This window comes from Fulvivirga sedimenti, from assembly GCF_020328055.1.
Genome location: NZ_JAIXNE010000002.1, coordinates 488205 through 506734 on the forward strand (window position 1 = coordinate 488205; position 18530 = coordinate 506734).

Sequence of the window (18530 nt, forward strand, 5' to 3'; positions counted from 1 at the left end):
ATGGTTCCGGGTACACCGTTTTAATTAATACCTGCGGCAAATTCATAATATGTGATATTCATTCCTTCCAGCGCATTTTTAAGTTCCTGGGTAGGACTTCCGAATATATCAAAAGACATATCACACAATTCAAATAACGCAACCACCAGTTCTCCCAGATTGGCAATATGCTGGAGGCCCGCTTCTGCATTAATATAACGCTCATGAACTATGCATACGGTGTTGTTTTCATTAAAATACCAATCGTATTGTAATGTTCCCTTATCCTTTTGTTTCACCATTTCAATACAGGAATGGGCCAGCGTTTTAAACTCATCAATTTTTCCTGGCTTAATATTCAAATGGGCGATTACCTGAATCTCTGTCATTATTAATAAATTAAATGTTAGTGATGGGTGCGTAAAAATAAATGTGGGACTTAAGATTCATTAAAAATATAAAAAGAGATAATTTTTAGTTCTTACAGCCAAAACCTCTCCGGATTTTTAATCATACTCCCCAAACCCCCTTGCTTAGGGGTAAAATAGTCACCTATGCGGACAGACCAAAATCCTTCTTCAGTTTCGTCATTGCCCCGTCTATTCATGCAGCTTGATCCACTCAACAGAATCCGCCGTTGTAAATTTAAAAACCAGCGATTTACTGTTGAGGGTCCAGAATCCGAGATTTGATTCATCGATAACATAATAAATATACTCTCCATTCGTCCTGTCGGGCTTTCCCAACAAATCAAGGATCTGTGTTTTCGAAAGCGTTCGAAGCGAATCACTGTATAAGACCTCCATATACATTTCTTCCCGAAAAGGATAGTTCCCTTCCCTTTTCATCTTCCATTTCTTCCAATCCAGGCCCACCTCCGTAACCGTTTCAACCGAAGATTCCGTTTCCCGATCGCTGCAGGCGATCATTCCGAACAAAAAAAGTATCACCAACACACTGTTTTTCATGAGTAGAAAATAGAAAATTTTATCAGTATTAATTCGTAATGCCCCTTCTTTCTGAATAAATTCTTCCCGATCACATCAAATGTTTAACTATTACGTAAAAAAAGGAAACCCTTCCATCATGATCATACGAACATTAGTCTTATTCTTTTGCAGCCTGCCCTGTTTTCTTCTTGCGCAAAGCAGGGAGTTTAACGACCTCCCCTACATTAACGGGCTACCGGCTGAAGACAGCCTTCGCCGGTTAAACCTTGTAATTCCGCAAAATGTGAAATCTCCTGCCCCGCTTCTTATCTGGATCGGAGGCGGCGCCTGGTCCTATGTCGACCGAAATGTGGAAATGGACCTGGCCCGTAAAATTGCGGAAGAAGGAATTGCCGTGGCCTCCATCGGCCACAGGCTCAGTCCGGCCACATGGCGCGACCCCTCCCTGAATTCGGGCATACAGCATCCCGCACATATGCAGGACCTCGCAGCTGCCGTGAAGTGGCTGTATGATCATGCAAGAACCTACGGTATCGACAAGAGCAATATATTCATCGGCGGCTTTTCTTCCGGCGCACATCTTGCAGCGCTCATTACCATGGATCCGGATTATTTAAAGGCCGCAGGATTACCATCAGACCTGTTCAGGGGTGTGATCCCAATTTCCGGGGCTTTCGACCTGGTGGACTACTACAACGCATTGTTAAACAGTGACAGACCTGAACTTGCAGAACTTCATGTTCAGGCCGTATTCGGACCAAACAAACAAGATCTGATCAGTGCCTCGCCTGTTACATACCTGGATAACCTCTCAATACCTATGCTGCTTATAAGCGATATAACTGTGCAGAACTATACACGCCTCTTTGAAGAGAGGATTCAACAGACAGATTTTCGCAACATCCAGGTAATCTATGCAAATACACTGACCCATGCTGCGCTGTGGAAAAACATGTCTTATGAAGAGGAAAGCCCATACCGCAATTATGTAATTGATTTCATCCGCCAGAATTACCGGGATCACCCGACATCAATAGCTAAATAACATCAGCATAGCCTGAATTATTTAAGAACAAACAGCAAACGGATTTGATTTTCACAATCAGCATTTCATGAAGTGAGTGTGATTGATTTGTTGAAATTATTAATCACAAATAATCTTCTGATAATCCAGAGATTTAATTATCTTATAATACCAATCAAACTATTAACAATCATGAAAAAGTTATTCACCTTATGCCTGGTCATCTTCATGGCATCCAGCATGTTTGCCCAGGACTTACCTTATCTCGTTTTTGAATTCATGAAGGTTGAAGACACAAATGGGGGGGATTATATGGAAATAGAGACATTCTGGTCAAAAATTCATCAGCAACGGGTTGCGGACGGGACTATTGACGGCTGGGATTTATGGTCCCTAACCCCGAATGGTTCGGATCAGGGAGCACAATACCTGACTGTTACACTGTATTCAAGCCTTGAAAAAATGATGACACCAATGAGTGAAAGTCAGATACGGGCATACGCAAAAAAAGCCCACAATATTTCCGACAAAGATCTTGATGCCATGATGAACAAAACCGTGGCAAGCCGAGACATTGCAACACAATTATATATGAAGGAAATCTCAGCTACCATTAACGGTCCGGAAATGAAAGTGGGCATCTACGCAACGCTTGACTTCATGAAAGAACTGGATGAAAATTATGAGAAAATGGAAGAAAGTATCTACAAAGTCTGGCACCAGCAGGCGGTGGATGCAGGTGAAAAAATGAATTGGGGACTCGTTCGCGTAATCCTTCCTTCCGGATCTGAAACCTATGCTACCCACATAACTGTGAGTATGTTTGAGGATCTTGCTCAATTGGTGAATGACATTGAATCTCCGGTAGACCCTTCGGATTATATGGGCATGATGGCTGCATCAAGTGGAATTCAAACCAGGGATCTGCGACACAGAAAAATCGCCCAACTGATCATGATGGTGCGTTAAAATTCTACATATATAAAAAAAGGCGAATCTCAGTTCGCCTTTTTTCTTTTCAGCACTTTCATTCGGGGTTGTACCAAATCGGACTTGTATAAGCCCTTTCCTGCTGGATTGTTTTGGCACCTTCCGGAATGTCGATGCCAAACCGGAATGCATCATAAACGACCCATCTGGGGGTTGGTATTTCCAAAACCCGCACATAATAAAATGCTTCCATATCAGGGTCGAAATCCGGATCAGTCCATACGGTTCCCAATTCTGAAGCACCTATGGTATTAGTCCAGTTCGCAGATTTTAAATCAACAGTATTACCAACAGGAGGTAGTTCGCCGTTCTTATTCAGTTTGCGGTCTCCGGACCAGGCAACATTATACACTTTTTCATGTGTATTGCCTTCTTTATCCATCCAACCCTTTATGATTTGAATACGATCCAGGTTGGCTCCGAGCGGATCCCTCAACGCATAGACCATGAATGTTGGTGATTTCGAACCTGAAAATGCAGGGAGGTCTCCTCCCATTGGAACACCTTTTTCATATCCCCGTGTCGCCGGTTGCCTGCTGTTGATATCATCATTTGTATAATCCCATCCCCCAAAAAATCTTACGATCATTCGGGTTCCTGTGGTAGCATACACTTCCTTCCGCTCCATCGCATCCCAAATAGCTTCCCGGGTATTTTCGGAGGCCCAAACTGCAGCACGGCCAGAGGCGGTAAGCTCATACCCTTCATATGCTCCTTTATCCGTTTTGGCAAACGGGTGAATCATCCGTTTCGTTGAAGGTTCGGCATTGGCCGCCTTGCCGAAAAAATTATCCTCCTCGATAGCCGACAAGGATGTATGGGAGTCGGTTGATCCCACCATGCCAAATTTATAAGGATTGGTACCGAATTTCGACTCAAGTTGTAAGCCCATTTTTAATGCCTCACGGGCATATTCATGTTTCAGCATATCATTTGTCTTGGCTTCACTTAAATCAAGGTTTCCGGCATCCCATGTCTCATAATCCGCAAAGGCATCTTCGGGAGACAAAAATGGATGTGCTTCCCCATCACCTTTAATCTGAGTTACCTCATAAAGTGGTTCCCACTTATGCCTGCTCTCGACATACATCTTATCGAGTTTCCTTCCTGTAAACTGAGCGTCAAACGGGAACATTGTACCGTTGGACAAATTTCCGTTATGAGCGATAGCAAGTGCCGATCCTCCCGTTTTGCTTTCATAGTTCTCCAGCCACTTGTACAATTCAAGAACATCCGTACTTCCAAAGGGTGCCTGCGTCACCATCGGGACGATCTGAGATGCCCGGTTGCCATTATCCCTCAGAATAACATTCCGGTGCATATTATTTCCTTTATTCAGAGAAGTCCACTCAAAGCCAATAAGAGTCGTGAACTTTCCCGGATCATTGTATTTTTCTGCCATTTCAATACAATCTTCCCAAACGGAAGAATAAGTGGCCGAACCTGGTGAATAATCGGCCAGCAGCTTCTGGGAAATCTTTCCCTGTGCAAACGTCGTAATCAAATCCAGGGCCGCAGAGGCAGCCTCTTCACCGCCCTTCTGAAATCCTTCATACCACTCCTTACCTTTTGCGTCGCTCAAAATATTTGGAGCACCCCTCGATAAATCTGTCGCAAAACCCATCATGTCGGAATGATCTGCAATAACTACCCAATCCAGTGGCCTACCTAACCGGACCGGAAGTCCGGTCGAGGAAATCACCTCTTCCCCCCTGCTGAAACGGTATGCCTCCTCAAGGCCAAGCACGTTGCCAAATAGACCGGCATCCGGTGATAATGCAGTGTGCAAGTGAGAATCACCCCAAAACACCTGGGTGGGATAACCCCGCTGGGCATAGGGTGAATAGGTTTTACCCGGATACAGACCGGATAACGATTCTTTTGACGGATGTATCTGTGAATAACAAACAGTGATCAGAAACATCGTTGACAGAAATAATGAGGCTATGAATTTCATATTTATAAAGGATTAATGGTAGGTTTTCACACTTTAACCGTGACAAGCCTAAGTTATACCTCATTGAATGAAGTTCCAATGACATGAATCAGCTATACGATAAAAATAACCCTGAACCCGGGTTCGAAGGGATGAATAAGAACAGTTAAATTCGAATGAACTAATTAACAGGATATTCTTCCAGGTAATTTCTCGTAAGAGCGCCAGGAATGTGAGGTACCGGGTCAGCGTACTTCGGAGTTGTATCCTCCAGATCGAAAATTTTATGGATGCCTTCGTTCTTGATGTATTTCTGACATTTGATTAATGCCTTTGCCAGGCGATGTCCTGACCTTCCTGAAATTGTTCTGCGAAGGCTCTCAACATAGGGATTAAACCATTGCTTGTTCGCACTCAGATAGATCAGACGCACAAAAAAAGCTTCGAGCGTGTCCTTCTTGGTCGTGGTTTGAAAAAAGGATCTGCGAAAAGAAGAACCGTCCGTTACGTTAGCGTACAACTGCCAGAGGGCAATGATCTTTAGGTTATGGTCTTCAGATCCCTGATAAATAATATCCGACCTGTATCCCGAGAAAATGAACAGCGCATCAGTACCCAGGATAGCATTCACGGCAGATTCAAACGCACGAATCCGGTTCTGCGGAATTGCCAGCAAGCTGGCATTAGTGCCCTGAATACTAACCATATACATAATAATCTTCTTTATTGAAGTAACTTGATTATTTCCTGATTGCCTTGCTTTTCAGCGAGTCCCACAACCGATATGCCGCTCGCATCCCGGACAGACCGATCTGCATTATGATCAAGCAATAACCTAACCATTTCTATCTGGCCAAAATTAACAGCGAAAAACAATGCCGATGCGCCGTTTCCATTCTTAAGATTCACATCGGCCCCCTTTTCAATCAGCAGTTGTCCAAGCTCAACATTCCCCTTGAAACATACACCCATCAATGCGGTATTGCCGGATGCATCCTGCGCGTTCACGGCCGCTCCATTATCGATAAGATAGGAAGTTATCTCGGGTTGTCCCAGATATGTTGCTAAAATTAACGGACTGAACCCCCTGGCATCCACCTGATTAACACTTGATGGATCGGTAGTTACCGCCTGTTTAACAGCTTCTATCGATGTTTGCTTAATCGCCTCAAATAAGTTCATACTCTGATTCTTGTAGTTAAAACATCCTCAGAATCACAATGTTCTGAAAATCCCGATGATATGAAAATGCGATAATTTAATTTTATTAAAATTATATACTCATAAGATCTTGTTATACATGAATATGACTGGTTCCTATTCCAGCCGGCTAAGAAATTCCAGGAGATCCCGGATTTCCCTTTGGGATAATAACAGTCCCATTGGAGGCATACTTGATGGAAGATTAGTTCGTTCACTGATTCTTTCAGAGGCAATATGAAGCGGTTCAGCCTCATTTGTCTTGAGTATTAACTCCGTATCATTCTCCTCCATCAGAATACCGGAAACCTTCTGTCCATCTTTCAGCGTGAGCGATACTGAACCAAATCCGGGCGCAAGACGTGCGCTGGGTTCAATGAGTGCCTCAAGCAGCTGTTCCCTGGTCAGCTTAGAAGCAATTCCACCGAGTTTAGGCCCAACATCTGAACCTTCACCCCGAATTACATGACATCGGGTACATTGGGCTGTGGCATTATAAAAGAATATCTGTCTTCCCAATCCGGCATCTCCGCCATATAAGGCCGCCTGAAAAGCTTCAACCGAAGTCTTATCCGTTGATTTCAATCCCTCAACTTTGGCCATTAATGCAGGATCTTCCGATGTCTCAACTGCTTCGAACACATCAAGAGTTAAACTCGGGTCAAGTTTACCAGCAACAAGTTGATCTGTAATGGTTTCCAGAATTGGTAAACTCTTTTCAGAGGGCATTTTACCTAACACCTTCAGTAATTGCTGCTGTTCTTCCAGTGAACCTTTCTGAAAAACCGGCCTTACAATGGAAGGAAGTGCTTCTGCAGAAACATCCATCTCATCTAGCAATCCTAGCGCCGCAGTTCGCACCCTGCTGTCGGCATCATTCATGCCTAAGCGTATCAGTGATTCCATATCCGAATAATTCAGTTCATGCAGGCTTTCAAGCGAGGCCGCGCGTACCTCAGGTGATGCGCCCGATTTCATCAGTATTGCCAGCTGTTCATTGAAATCAGTAATGTTCAACCCGCGCAGCATATCGATTGCCGCGATCTGAACCCGCGTGTCAGCAGCATCAAGAAATTCATCGGCAACCGGAATAATTTTTGCCTGAATGATCGCCGGATCGCGCTCGATAACTCCCCTGAAACGGCCATCTACACGATCTAGTACAGAGGGTGACGACCAGGTTCCGAGTGTGGCAAGTGCCTCCGCCCGGATCACCGGGTCAACATCGCTTCTTCTGGCAAAACTGATTAGCATATTCAATTCTTTTTCACCTCCCACGCGTAACGCAGCGTTAATACTGCGCCTCAATAATGGCTCGGAAGTAAAACGGGTTTCTGCAAGAATCGAAGCCAGTGCAGGAAGTGCCGCCTCAATCGAAAGATCATCATTGATGGCCCGGGCTGCTTCTGTTACAAGATATTCATCCGGGTCATCCAGGAACAATGCCACCTGCTCATCCGCCAGACGTCTGAGCACAAGCACTGCAGCAATGCGAAGCGCACGGCTGTCACTATCCTTCAGGGCAACGACGGGCGCCACCTCCCCGATCCTGCTTAATGCAAGTACTCCGGCATGTCGCAGGTAAATATCTTTGTCATCATTACTGTGAAGCATGGAAATCAATTCAGGAATGGCTTCTTTGTTGCCGATGCGGCCGATCCCTTCAGCCGCGTAAAAGCGAACCCTTGGATTTTCATGTTTCAGCAGACCCGTTAGCACGGGCCCCGCTTCTGTGTAGCGAACGTCACCCAATACCTTGGCCGCTTGTGCGATTATTTCAGGGTCTGAATCATTCAGGTATTCCATCAAAGGCGCGGCATATTTCACATCCTGCCTGCCCAGCTGACCAAGGCCCCAAATACCATGAATCCGCTTCAGTTGTTCGGTTTTTTGCTCAATTGCTTCTTCCAGGGCATTGGAATCCTGTCTTCTGACCAGCTCAAATTGAGCTTTTTGCCTGATGCGCATATCTGCATAACCCAGGAGATCTGATAATTCATTATCGTCAACATCTTCATAGTCCAACTGCATCAGGCGAAGCGTCTCGGCCCTTTCATCGGCTAAATCATTAGCAGACTCATCCACGTCAATTTTCCATACCCGTCCGTAATTTTTTGTATTCCAGCCATTAATCCAGTCAGCCGCGTACAGCGCACCTTCAGGCCCGAATTTAATTCCGGTAGGCAGTATCCCCGAGATGACCTTCTTTTCCTGCTCCAGCTTAAAGCTGGCACCTTCGGGCTTTAACGTGAATGCCCAGATGGCCGACCGGCTGGGATTCCCGACAAATTCAACCAGGAAAAAATGATCTTTCCAGGATTTACCAAGCGCCGTTCCCGGGTTGAAAATCATCCCCGTAGGTCCGTTATGATAATTCTGAATAGGCGGAATGATGTAGGCTGCCTGCCCTTCCCACCTGGGTTGAAACAGGCGCTCATTCATCCAGACCTTATATTCATTATTCTTTGGATCGGTATACTTTCCATATTGCCAGTTAGACCGCCAGCCTGCATCTGAGCCCTCTACAATATGAACCAGTCGTTCACTCTCTCCGGGATGATCCCCATCATTGTCTGAACTGATTATATTTCCGTAGGCATCAAAGACAAATTCATGTGTATTGCGTAACCCTTTTGCAAAAACCTCAAAATTGCTTCCATCCGGTTCCGATCGCACGATAACCCCTTCATTCGGGTGCGGAAGATGGCGCCCATCTACTGTGGTGATGTCAGCACCAATATCCCCGATACCGTAATATATCCGTCCGTCCGGACCTTCCACAGCACCTGACATGCCATGGCCGCCGAAACCGATATGTACTGCAAACCCATCGGATATCGGGGTTTTTGAATCCAGCACTTCGTCATCATTGGTATCTTCCAATCGCCACATATTGGGACCAACTCCAACAAAAACATCTTTATCACGCACGAGCAGTGCACCAGCAACATCGGTGATTTCATCATGAAAATCACTCAGAATGCGCTTTGACACCTCAGCCACACCATCTCCGTCTTCATCACTCAACTTCCACACTTCTTCTTCCTCCACTGCCAGGTCTTTCCAGTCATGGGATCCGTCATTATTTAAATCTGGCAACCACTCATTTTCATTGCTTTTTTCCGGGGCAAATGTCTGATGCAAAAATTCCCGGCGGTCTGCAACACTTTGAAGGGCAATCGATGCTGTCATCCAGTCCTGATGCCCGCGAATATCAAATTCGGAATTCTTTTGTCGGTTGGTTCTCGTCAGATAAACGTTTCCCTCATCGTCGATCGACATCGCTATCGGATCGGGTGCAAGTGAATCCGAAGCCCACAGGCTGATGTTTAGTCCGTCGTACAACTCGACCGGTGTAGCTGCCTCAATATCCCGGGCGCGCTGAACAGCAGTCTCGGCGTCTTCCCGTATGGTATAGGGGGTTTCCTTTGGTGCCTTTGTTTCACATCCCGCAATCAAAACAATACCCAAAAACCCAAAAACAGATGATTTCATGTGGTTGAAAAATTTCATTGAAATGTCATTAATGAACAACTAAAATATACAAAAATAAAATGCCCTCGTACCAACCTTACACAAACGGAAAATAAGTAATAGTTTTTAACTAATTCCTGAAACCATTAGAGGCTCCAATAAGTAATTTTAATTAATTTTATACCGTAATAAGATTCAATTATGACCTTCACTCAATTGCAGTATGCTATCGCATTGCAGCGATACGGGAGTTTCAAGCTGGCGGCCTCCAAGCTGGAGATTACCCAACCGGCCTTAAGCCTGCAAATCAGCAAACTGGAACGGGACCTCGAACTTTCACTTTTTGATCGCTCACACTCTCCAATTAAGCCAACTACAGAGGGTTATCAGTTTCTTCTAAGGGCGCGGGAGATTATTGGTCAGATGGAAGAATTACACGCGTTTGCTGCAGGATTCACTGAAAAGGTCTCCGGGAAACTAAAAATAGGGATCATCCCCACCCTTGCTCCCTTTCTCGTTCCGTTGTTTGCAGATTCTCTCCAGCTGGACCATCCCGGCATATCACTGGACATCCATGAGCAAATTACAAATCAGGTGGTACACGGAGTACGGCATGGAGATCTGGATGCCGGGATTATTTCCACGCCGCTGCAAGTAAGCAATATTGCAACCATCCCATTGTTCTATGAGAAGTTCATGTTTTACACGTCCGATAAAACGCAGGATGGAATCATCCGGCTCTCCAGTGTCGATTACCAGAAACTATGGTTGCTGAATGAAGGAAACTGCTTCAGGGATCAGATCAATAATTTCTGCAACCTGTCGGAAATACGCAAGAACAAGTCATTCGTATACAGAAGCAATTCGATAGATGCACTAATCCGGATCGTTGACACAAAGGGAGGCTATACCATATTGCCGGAACTTACCACGCTGAGCCTGTCAGAAGAACAGGAAGAGAACCTTCGCCCGATTGCAGATAAACCCTTTGCACGGGAAATCGGACTGATCACCCGTGTAAAAACCAACAAACAAATCCTGATCGATCAACTCGCAGATTGTATCCGTACCAATATCCCCAAACCCATGCTTTCACCAAAGGGCCTCTCGGTGGTTGATCCGGATATACATCTAGACGAATAAGCCCGGCCCGTTCAGCCGGCGATATTTTTCAATATATCGAACCACTCCTCCGTGATCGACGTGTCGGGTCGCCGCCGTCCGGCCCGGTGGTACCAGTAGTCGGCATTCCATAGGTCACCTTCCTTGCGATGCAGGTAGGCATGAACCCAAGCCCCGTTACCGGAATCCGCATCCTGAACGAGTTCATGCGCTTTTTCCCATTCACCCTGGCGGTCATACCAAAGTGCACAAATTTCCACCGGCCACTTTTTCAATGGTTCGGACTTTTCCGGCAGTCGCAATATCTCCTCAAACTGCATCATACGTTTCCGGCCAGAAAATTCCTTAATACATAGTGGAGAATACCTCCATTCTTATAATACTCAATCTCAATTCTGGAGTCGAGCCGGCAGACAATATCAAATGTTTTTTCATTCCCGTCGCCAGTTGCTACTACACTAAGTACTTTCCCCGGCTCCAGTCCTTCTTCTATACCGCGTATGGAATAAATTTCCCTTCCTGTTAAGCCAAGAACCGAAGCACTCTCACCTTCCAGAAACTGGAGTGGCAAAACGCCCATACCTACCAGGTTACTTCGGTGAATACGTTCATAGCTCTCGGCTATTACCGCCCGAATTCCAAGTAATGTCGTACCCTTTGCCGCCCAGTCACGGGAAGATCCACTTCCATATTCCTTACCGGCAATCACGATCAAATCTGTGCCATCTGACTGATACTTCATGGAAGCATCAAAGACACTCATTTCCACATCTCCCGGAAGGTATGTTGTAAATCCTCCCTCTTTGGTGCCAAGCTCATTTTTGATGCGGACATTCGCAAAAGTTCCGCGCATCATTACCTCATGATTTCCACGGCGGGATCCATACGAGTTGAAATCCCGGTATTCTACGCCCTGTTCCAGTAAATATTGACCGGCGGGCGAATTGGGAGAAAAGGCTCCTGCAGGTGAAATATGATCTGTTGTGATGGAATCAGCCAATTTAAGCAGTACCCGTGCGTCAATAATATCTGAAGACTTAGACGGGAATTCTGAAATATTTTTAAAAAATGGGGCTTCCTTGATGTAGGTTGAATCATCGCTCCAACGATAGTCCAGTCCGGAAGGCGCCGGCAGATCCTGCCATTGTGCTTCACCGTCAAAGATTACACTGTAGGTTTGCGCGAAATCTTCACGGGATATTGAAGTTTTCATCACTTCCTGAATCTCCTTCATGGTTGGCCAGATATCCTTCATAAAGACCGGGACGTCGTCCATATCATATCCTATGGGTTCGGTCATCAGATCGATGTTAACACGTCCTGCAATGGCATAAACCACCACCAGCATCGGTGAGGCAAGAAAATTCATGCGGACCTGGGGATGCACACGAGCTTCAAAATTCCGGTTCCCCGATAGTACAGAAGAAACATTCAGTTCATGTTCGGTAACTGCCTTTGCGATGGGTTCGGGAAGCGGCCCGCTATTGCCAATACAGGATGTACATCCGTAGCCTACCGTATTGAACCGCATCTCTTCAAGTGCCTTATCCAGTCCCGACCGTTCAAGATATCGTGTAACGACCTTAGAACCGGGCGCCAGGGAGGTCTTTACCCAAGGCTTCACATTCAGTCCCTTTTCCCTGGCTTTCCGCGCCACCAGTCCGGCACCCACCATTACACTCGGGTTTGAGGTATTGGTACAACTGGTGATCGCTGCAATGACAATTGAACCGTCGTGCAGAACAAATTCTTCTCCATTATATTTCACACGTGCCGACCGTACTTTTTGGATTTGATTTTCTGCATGTACGAATTCAGTAAGTGATCCTCCTTCGCCAAGCCAGTTGGATTCCGGAGCACTCTCCGCGGCCTTTTTCCGATGGTCGTACTCTTTGTTGATAAGCTCGTAGAATTTCTCCTTCAGGTTTCGAACCAGTATCTTATCCTGAGGTCTTTTAGGTCCCGAAACCGTTGGCTCAAGGCTTGACAAATCCATGGAGATCACGTCACTATACTCAATTTCTTCATTTCCGGTTCTCCAGAGATGGTTTTTCCGGGTATAGGAGATCACTCGCTCGATCACTTCATCCGGCCGGTTTGTACGCCGCATGTAGTCGATAGTCTGATCATCAATCGGAAAATAGGTGGCCGTACATCCAAATTCCGGAGACATGTTTGAAATTGTAGCCCTGTCCGGAACTGTCAGGTGATCAAGGCCGTCCCCAAAAACCTCGACGAATTTACCAACCACTCCGTATTTTCGAAGTAATTCTGTAATGGCCAGCACCATGTCGGTCGCCGTTATGCCTTCACCCAGACGTCCTGTTAATTCAAGTCCGATAACCTGCGGACAAGTAAAATAAATCGGTTGACCCAGCATTGCTGCTTCTGCTTCGATACCTCCTACTCCCCAACCCAGTACACCAATACCGTTCACCATGGGCGTATGTGAGTCTGTACCAACCAGCGTATCAGGAAACAACCAACCATCCCGATCCACCACCCCCTGTGCTAGATATTCCAGGTTTACCTGATGACAGATACCCATGCCCGGTGGTACCACACCAAAATTATCAAAGGAATTCTGCCCCCATTTCAGTAAAGAATAGCGTTCGTGGTTACGCTCATATTCTTTAGCCACGTTCTTTTCATAGGCATCTTCTGTTCCGAAAAAATCCACCTGGACCGAATGATCCACAACCAGATCCACAGGAATAAGTGGATTGATTTTCGAACCATCTTTACCTTTTCGGATTACTTCAGACCTTATGGAAGCGATATCAACAATTGCCGGAACTCCTGTAAAGTCCTGCATCAACACCCGGGCGGGTTTATAGGGAATGTCACTGTCGGTTCCCTGCGAATCCCAACCTGACAGAATAGTGTAATGATCCTCTGTAATTCCAAGTCCGTCGATATTCCGCATTACATTTTCAAGCAAAATACGAATAGAGAACGGAAGCCGGTCAATACCTGTGACCGAACCCAGGTCTGCAATTTTTCGTGTTCCTTCAGATGTGTGTATTTCTTTTATATAATTTGTCATCGTATTATAATTCCTAATTTGCGGCGTTGAATTATTTCAAGATTTTACGAGGTCAGCCGATTCCTGTGTTTACTAAAATTTCGGGAATCGGCGACAAAGAAAAAAACAATATGGGTATGATATTCATAAAAAGCTGGCAAAACCCCGGCAGCATTTAACCACTTAGGTTTCACAGGGAGTTTAAATATATTCGGGCTGCATTCAGGGCAAAACTTCGAAACTCTATGAAGTCTGCCTTATTTTTTCCGTCCATCACATTTTTCGAAAAAATACGTATGTCATTGGTTATTTTCAGGGAAACGCATCTGAACATCCATGAAGAAACCACTACTACTCGTACTTACCTTTCTGTGTGCATCAATATCCTATTCACAGGAAAAATCAGACTCAATCCAGAAATCAAACGAAGACCTGCCGCTTGAACCTGGCCGGGAATTTTCGATAAGCACAAACCAGGGAAGCTGGCTAAGTCTGGATATTCACCCCGATGGAACTCAGGTGGTTTTCGACTTCCTTGGGGATCTGTATCTGTTGCCATTTTCCGGAGGATCTGCTGAGCAACTCACCTCAGGAATGCAATTCGACAGTCAGCCACGCTTTTCCCCCGACGGCAAGAAGGTAGTTTTTACCTCCGATAAAAGCGGCGGCGAAAATATCTGGATCATTGATCTCGAAACGCGCGAGGATAAGGCGGTTACTAATGGTAATACGAACCGTTATCAAAGTCCGGAATGGTCACCCGACGGCCAATATATCCTTGCCTCCAAAGCAGGATTCAGAAGCGGCACTCTAAAATTATGGATGTATCATGTGGATGGCGGAACAGGCGTGGAATTAATGTCAGAACCCGGAAATATAAAAATGACCGGTGCAGCCTTTGGCAATTCAGACCGCTTTATTTGGTATGCCCAACGTGAGGGCGACTGGCAATACAATGCCATTTTTCCGCAATTTCAGATCGGAAGATATGATCGTCAAACAGGTAAAAACGAAGTGATGTCGTTCCGGGAAGGGTCGGGAATTCGTCCCACACCTTCACCGGACGGTAAGTGGCTTGTATACGGAACCCGCTATGAAGCTCAGACAGGCCTCATCATCCGGGATCTCGAATCCGGTGTGGAGCGTTGGCTCGCCTATCCTGTTCAGCGAGATGATCAGGAATCGCGGGGAACCCGGGATGCCTTACCGGGAATGTCATTCACCCCTGATTCGAAGGAATTAGTTGCCTCCTATGGAGGTAAAATCTGGCGAATCCCGGTTTCCGGCGGACAAGCCGTAGAAATCCCCTTCAGCATCAATACAACCATTGAGCTCGGACCGGAGTTGCAATTTGAATACCCGATTCCCGACAGCAGTGAATTCATCGTAAAGCAAATAAGGGATGCAATTCCATCACCAGATGGGTCGAAACTGGCTTTCACTTCCCTGGATCGTCTGTATGTCATGGATCTGAACGAAAAAATTCCACGCAGGCTTACGAACCAGGAGTTTATCCAGGCACAGCCCGTATGGTCGCCCGACGGCACCTGGATTGCATATACTACCTGGAATGATGGGGTTGGCCATATTTATAAAACTCTCATTAGCGGTAAAAAGGCTGGTCAACCTGTACAGTTGACCCGTGAAAATGCCATCTACGAAACTCCGGCCTGGTCGCCTGACGGCAAGCGGATTGTTGCACTTCGCGGACCGGCTGTGAATTTTCAGAAATCCCTCAACCAGCGTGCGCCCGGAACCGGACGGGAACTCATCTGGATCAGTGCAGACGGCGGGACCGCCACACTGATAGATTACACCTATCGGCGTGAGTTTCCACATTTTTCCCGTAACCCCGACAGAATTTATCTGAATAACAATGATGGTACACTCCTGTCCATACGATGGGATGGTTCAGATGAAAAGAAACATGTGAAGGTTGTTGGCACAACCCCACCCGGCTCCCAAAGCCCACTCGAGGCCTCCCGCATCATCATTGGCCATGATGAATCAAGAGCCGTCGCTCAGGTCTACAACGATATGTATCTGCTCACTATCCCGATGGTGGGAGGCGAAACGCAAACCATCAATGTTTCCAAGGGGGATAAAGCGTCCTTTCCTGTTCAAAAGCTCTCCGATATCGGCGGACAGTTTCTGGCTTTCTCAAAGGATATGACAAAGGTGCACTGGTCAATCGGCAATGCGCACATTATCTATGACCTCGATTCTGCAATGCAGTTGAAATCGATGCGTGAAACGGTAGCCACAAATTTTGAGGAAGAGAACAAAAAGTTAAACAAGGACACCCTTCAATATTCACCGGAGGAATTCCGTATCCGGGTAACGGCGAAACGGGATTTGCCCGCTGGCAAATTACTGTTAACAGGCGCGAGGATTATCACCATGAATGGTGATGAGATCATCGAAAATGGGTGGCTGCTGGTTGAAAATAACCGCATTAAAAATGTCGGTCCCTCCGGAAGTTTTGAGGTTTCAGGGGACACTGAACGAATGAATGTAACAGGAAAAACGATCATTCCGGGGTTTGTGGATACCCATGCTCACGTCAGACCGGCCTGGGATATACACAAACCGGAAGCCTGGCAATTCTGGGCAAACCTGGCGTTTGGTGTAACAACTGTTCGCGATCCTCAGACTTCCACTACAGATATTCTAACGTATGAAGACAGGGTAAAGGCGGGAAAAATGCTTGGGCCGAGGATTTACTCCACCGGGCCGGGTATGTTCTGGCAGGAGCAAATTGAGAACCTGGATCACGCCCGAAAACTTGTTTCCAGGTATTCGTCCTATTATGATACCAAAACCATCAAGATGTACGTGGCCGGAAACAGGCAGCAGCGTCAATGGATTATCATGGCTTGCCGGGAACAGGAGATCATGCCAACCACAGAAGGCTCCCTGAATTTCAAGCAAAATCTCACGCAAATCATTGATGGATACCCCGGACATGAACACTCCTTCCCCATTTTTCCATTGTATGATGATGCGATTGAATTAATCGCTTTTTCCAATACGGCGTACACCCCAACACTTCTGGTAGCCTATGGCGGACCATGGGCGGAAAACTATTACTATACCCGTGAAAATCCACATGACGACCAACAATTGAATTATTTTACTCCTCATTCTGAAATCGACAGTAAGACAAGGAGACGCGGAGCAGGCACTGGTCCCGGACCTGGCGGATGGTTCATGGATGAAGAGCATGTATTTAAACCACTGGCTGCTGAAGTAAATTCGATCGTGAAGGCCGGAGGACGTGCGGGAGTAGGGAGCCACGGGCAGCTCCAGGGTCTTGGCTACCACTGGGAGCTATGGTCTATACAGTCCGGCGGAATGTCTGCACATGAAGCACTCAAAGTAGCAACCATAATGGGCGCTGAATCGATTGGGTTGCATCAGGAGGTGGGTTCCATTGAACCAGGGAAACAGGCTGACCTTTTAATCCTTTCCAAAAATCCGCTGGAAAATATCCGGAATACACGGGGTATCGAGAAGGTAATGATGAACGGACGGCTCTATGATGCGACAACCCTTGACCAGGTATTTCCGGACAAAAAATCAGCACCGGTGCGTACATGGACCGAGGATATGCCCGGTCAGGTACCCGGCATTTCTGGTATGGAAGGGCATGAATAAGCTTTAATGAATTTGGATTTCACCTTAAATTTTATCTAATTCAACTGGTACAATTGTACTTTATAGATATTTTTTTGCAGAGAATGCATCATTTTTACTTTTTACCGGGTATTGAACCTGGAATTCATGCGTTACTATAGAGGCACCTTTCTATTCCTTGTTGTCATATGCTGTTGTTTATCTTGTTCAGATGATGACAATTCTGCAGATGTCGTGGAAACTGATCTTTCAGAGTTCCTTCCGCTGGAGGTCGACAACTATTGGGAATTTGACAAATACTTTTATAATTCTTCAGGGGATCTTTTTGCTGAAACCGAAGTTTACTGGCGCGTGGATACCTGTTGTTACTACATTGATAAACTTGAATTGGTGCCGGACAGTGTAGATCTCGGACGGGATTACCTCTACCCGGCAGAAGATGGATGGATCTACACCGCAGGTTCATATAAATACCTCAGCCTCGAATACATCAATGAACCACAGGATGCACAATTCATGGTTTCTTCCCGGGATGGAATAATACCCTATGAGCACTATATTTTAGGCGGCCTGCCTTCTATGGAAACACGCTTCGGCAACCGAAGGTGTTTGCGTACGTTAAGCATCTATTACTATCAGAATGAGCGCATAGAACAATTCCGGTGGTTCTGCAAGGGTCTTGGCGAATACCAATTTGATAATTTACAGATTGAAATAGATAAAAACGATGGCGCTGAAACATCGTACCTCACCTCTACCATCCTGAGGGATTATTCACTGAAATAATTAAATGTGATCCAATACGCGCTTTAACCGCTCCTGAACTTCTGCCGCCACTTCTGCAAGGCCTTCATTTTCCACCGCCTGCATTGAGCCCATCGGATCAACTACTGCAACTTCAGTGTTACCATTCTCAAGCTCCTGCACAACCACATTGCAGGGCAACATCGTTCCGATCTTATTCTCCAACGATAAGGCCTGATAGGCAAAGTTGGGATTGCAGGCGCCCAATATTTTGTAGGGCCGCAGGTCTTTGTCAAGCTTTTCCTTCATAACACGGGCCACATCAATTTCAGTTAGCACTCCGAACCCTTCCTTCTTCAGTGCTTCGGGAACAAGCGCCAATACCTCCTCATAGGATAACCCGGCAAATTCCCTGGCGTGATAATATTCCATAATTTATTCTTTCCACTA

General features: G+C 46.0%; 14 protein-coding genes. 5 read left to right on the plus strand and 9 right to left on the minus strand.

Annotation, left to right across the window (positions count from 1 at the left end):
- Positions 1-20: 20 nt before the first annotated feature.
- Both LDX50_RS08455 and LDX50_RS08460 read right to left on the minus strand, forming a co-directional pair.
- Complete coding sequence (locus LDX50_RS08455; RefSeq protein ID WP_225698005.1) at positions 21-368, minus strand: putative quinol monooxygenase; 348 nt, start codon at positions 366-368, stop codon at positions 21-23.
- Between the two features lie 210 nt (positions 369-578).
- Positions 579-947: a hypothetical protein gene (locus LDX50_RS08460; protein ID WP_225698006.1), complete on the minus strand. Its 369-nt coding sequence runs from the start codon at positions 945-947 to the stop codon at positions 579-581.
- A 118-nt stretch (positions 948-1065) separates the two neighbouring features.
- Here LDX50_RS08460 and LDX50_RS08465 point away from each other — a divergent pair, with 118 nt between their 5' ends.
- A complete protein-coding gene (locus LDX50_RS08465) occupies positions 1066-1974 on the plus strand; it encodes an alpha/beta hydrolase (RefSeq protein ID WP_225698007.1) in 909 nt (302 codons plus the stop codon).
- 171 nt (positions 1975-2145) lie between these two features.
- Entirely contained in the window at positions 2146-2922 is a 777-nt protein-coding gene (locus tag LDX50_RS08470) for a hypothetical protein (protein WP_225698008.1), read from the plus strand.
- Positions 2923-2980: 58 nt separating this feature from the next.
- Here the strand turns inward: LDX50_RS08470 and LDX50_RS08475 are convergent, their stop codons facing one another.
- The 4 genes from LDX50_RS08475 to LDX50_RS08490 all read right to left on the minus strand — a co-directional run bounded on the left by LDX50_RS08475 (position 2981) and on the right by LDX50_RS08490 (position 9574).
- Positions 2981-4900 (minus strand): DUF3604 domain-containing protein, encoded by a 1920-nt coding sequence (locus LDX50_RS08475; RefSeq protein WP_225698009.1) that lies wholly within the window; start codon positions 4898-4900, stop codon positions 2981-2983.
- A 160-nt stretch (positions 4901-5060) separates the two neighbouring features.
- Positions 5061-5585 (minus strand): hypothetical protein, encoded by a 525-nt coding sequence (locus LDX50_RS08480; RefSeq protein WP_225698010.1) that lies wholly within the window; start codon positions 5583-5585, stop codon positions 5061-5063.
- 17 nt (positions 5586-5602) lie between these two features.
- Positions 5603-6061 (minus strand): ankyrin repeat domain-containing protein, encoded by a 459-nt coding sequence (locus LDX50_RS08485; protein ID WP_225698011.1) that lies wholly within the window; start codon positions 6059-6061, stop codon positions 5603-5605.
- A 135-nt stretch (positions 6062-6196) separates the two neighbouring features.
- Positions 6197-9574, minus strand: a complete 3378-nt coding sequence (locus LDX50_RS08490; RefSeq protein ID WP_225698012.1) for a HEAT repeat domain-containing protein — start codon at positions 9572-9574, stop codon at positions 6197-6199.
- 180 nt (positions 9575-9754) lie between these two features.
- Between LDX50_RS08490 and LDX50_RS08495 the strand changes: the two genes are divergently transcribed.
- Positions 9755-10696, plus strand: a complete 942-nt coding sequence (locus tag LDX50_RS08495; protein ID WP_225698013.1) for a hydrogen peroxide-inducible genes activator — start codon at positions 9755-9757, stop codon at positions 10694-10696.
- 11 nt (positions 10697-10707) lie between these two features.
- Here LDX50_RS08495 and LDX50_RS08500 read toward each other — a convergent pair whose 3' ends face one another.
- Together LDX50_RS08500 and acnA are read right to left on the minus strand one after the other, a co-directional pair.
- Complete coding sequence (locus tag LDX50_RS08500; protein ID WP_338030001.1) at positions 10708-10998, minus strand: hypothetical protein; 291 nt, start codon at positions 10996-10998, stop codon at positions 10708-10710.
- Positions 10995-13721: an aconitate hydratase AcnA gene (acnA, locus tag LDX50_RS08505; protein ID WP_225698014.1), complete on the minus strand. Its 2727-nt coding sequence runs from the start codon at positions 13719-13721 to the stop codon at positions 10995-10997. Before acnA ends, LDX50_RS08500 begins: the two co-directional genes overlap by 4 nt.
- A 315-nt stretch (positions 13722-14036) precedes the next feature.
- Here acnA and LDX50_RS08510 point away from each other — a divergent pair, with 315 nt between their 5' ends.
- Both LDX50_RS08510 and LDX50_RS08515 read left to right on the plus strand, forming a co-directional pair.
- Positions 14037-17357, plus strand: coding sequence for an amidohydrolase family protein (locus tag LDX50_RS08510; RefSeq protein WP_225698015.1), 3321 nt, complete (start codon positions 14037-14039; stop codon positions 17355-17357).
- Positions 17358-17483: 126 nt separating this feature from the next.
- Positions 17484-18122: a hypothetical protein gene (locus LDX50_RS08515; protein WP_225698016.1), complete on the plus strand. Its 639-nt coding sequence runs from the start codon at positions 17484-17486 to the stop codon at positions 18120-18122.
- Here LDX50_RS08515 and LDX50_RS08520 read toward each other — a convergent pair whose 3' ends face one another.
- Positions 18123-18512 carry a DUF302 domain-containing protein gene (locus LDX50_RS08520; protein WP_225698017.1) on the minus strand — a complete coding sequence of 130 codons (390 nt, stop codon included), beginning with the start codon at positions 18510-18512 and terminating at the stop codon, positions 18123-18125.
- Between the last annotated feature and the right edge of the window lie 18 nt (positions 18513-18530).

What these genes read in the sequence shown, in the direction of transcription:
- acnA (WP_225698014.1), bottom strand. Translation starts at nt 13,721, where the DNA reads ATGACAAATTATATAAAAGAAATACACACATCTGAAGGAACACGAAAA.
- LDX50_RS08475 (WP_225698009.1), bottom strand. Translation starts at nt 4,900, where the DNA reads ATGAAATTCATAGCCTCATTATTTCTGTCAACGATGTTTCTGATCACT.
- LDX50_RS08490 (WP_225698012.1), bottom strand. Translation starts at nt 9,574, where the DNA reads ATGAAATCATCTGTTTTTGGGTTTTTGGGTATTGTTTTGATTGCGGGA.
- LDX50_RS08500 (WP_338030001.1), bottom strand. Translation starts at nt 10,998, where the DNA reads ATGATGCAGTTTGAGGAGATATTGCGACTGCCGGAAAAGTCCGAACCA.
- LDX50_RS08455 (WP_225698005.1), bottom strand. Translation starts at nt 368, where the DNA reads ATGACAGAGATTCAGGTAATCGCCCATTTGAATATTAAGCCAGGAAAA.
- LDX50_RS08480 (WP_225698010.1), bottom strand. Translation starts at nt 5,585, where the DNA reads ATGGTTAGTATTCAGGGCACTAATGCCAGCTTGCTGGCAATTCCGCAG.
- LDX50_RS08470 (WP_225698008.1), top strand. Translation starts at nt 2,146, where the DNA reads ATGAAAAAGTTATTCACCTTATGCCTGGTCATCTTCATGGCATCCAGC.
- LDX50_RS08515 (WP_225698016.1), top strand. Translation starts at nt 17,484, where the DNA reads ATGCGTTACTATAGAGGCACCTTTCTATTCCTTGTTGTCATATGCTGT.
- LDX50_RS08495 (WP_225698013.1), top strand. Translation starts at nt 9,755, where the DNA reads ATGACCTTCACTCAATTGCAGTATGCTATCGCATTGCAGCGATACGGG.
- LDX50_RS08510 (WP_225698015.1), top strand. Translation starts at nt 14,037, where the DNA reads ATGAAGAAACCACTACTACTCGTACTTACCTTTCTGTGTGCATCAATA.
- LDX50_RS08465 (WP_225698007.1), top strand. Translation starts at nt 1,066, where the DNA reads ATGATCATACGAACATTAGTCTTATTCTTTTGCAGCCTGCCCTGTTTT.
- LDX50_RS08520 (WP_225698017.1), bottom strand. Translation starts at nt 18,512, where the DNA reads ATGGAATATTATCACGCCAGGGAATTTGCCGGGTTATCCTATGAGGAG.
- LDX50_RS08460 (WP_225698006.1), bottom strand. Translation starts at nt 947, where the DNA reads ATGAAAAACAGTGTGTTGGTGATACTTTTTTTGTTCGGAATGATCGCC.
- LDX50_RS08485 (WP_225698011.1), bottom strand. Translation starts at nt 6,061, where the DNA reads ATGAACTTATTTGAGGCGATTAAGCAAACATCGATAGAAGCTGTTAAA.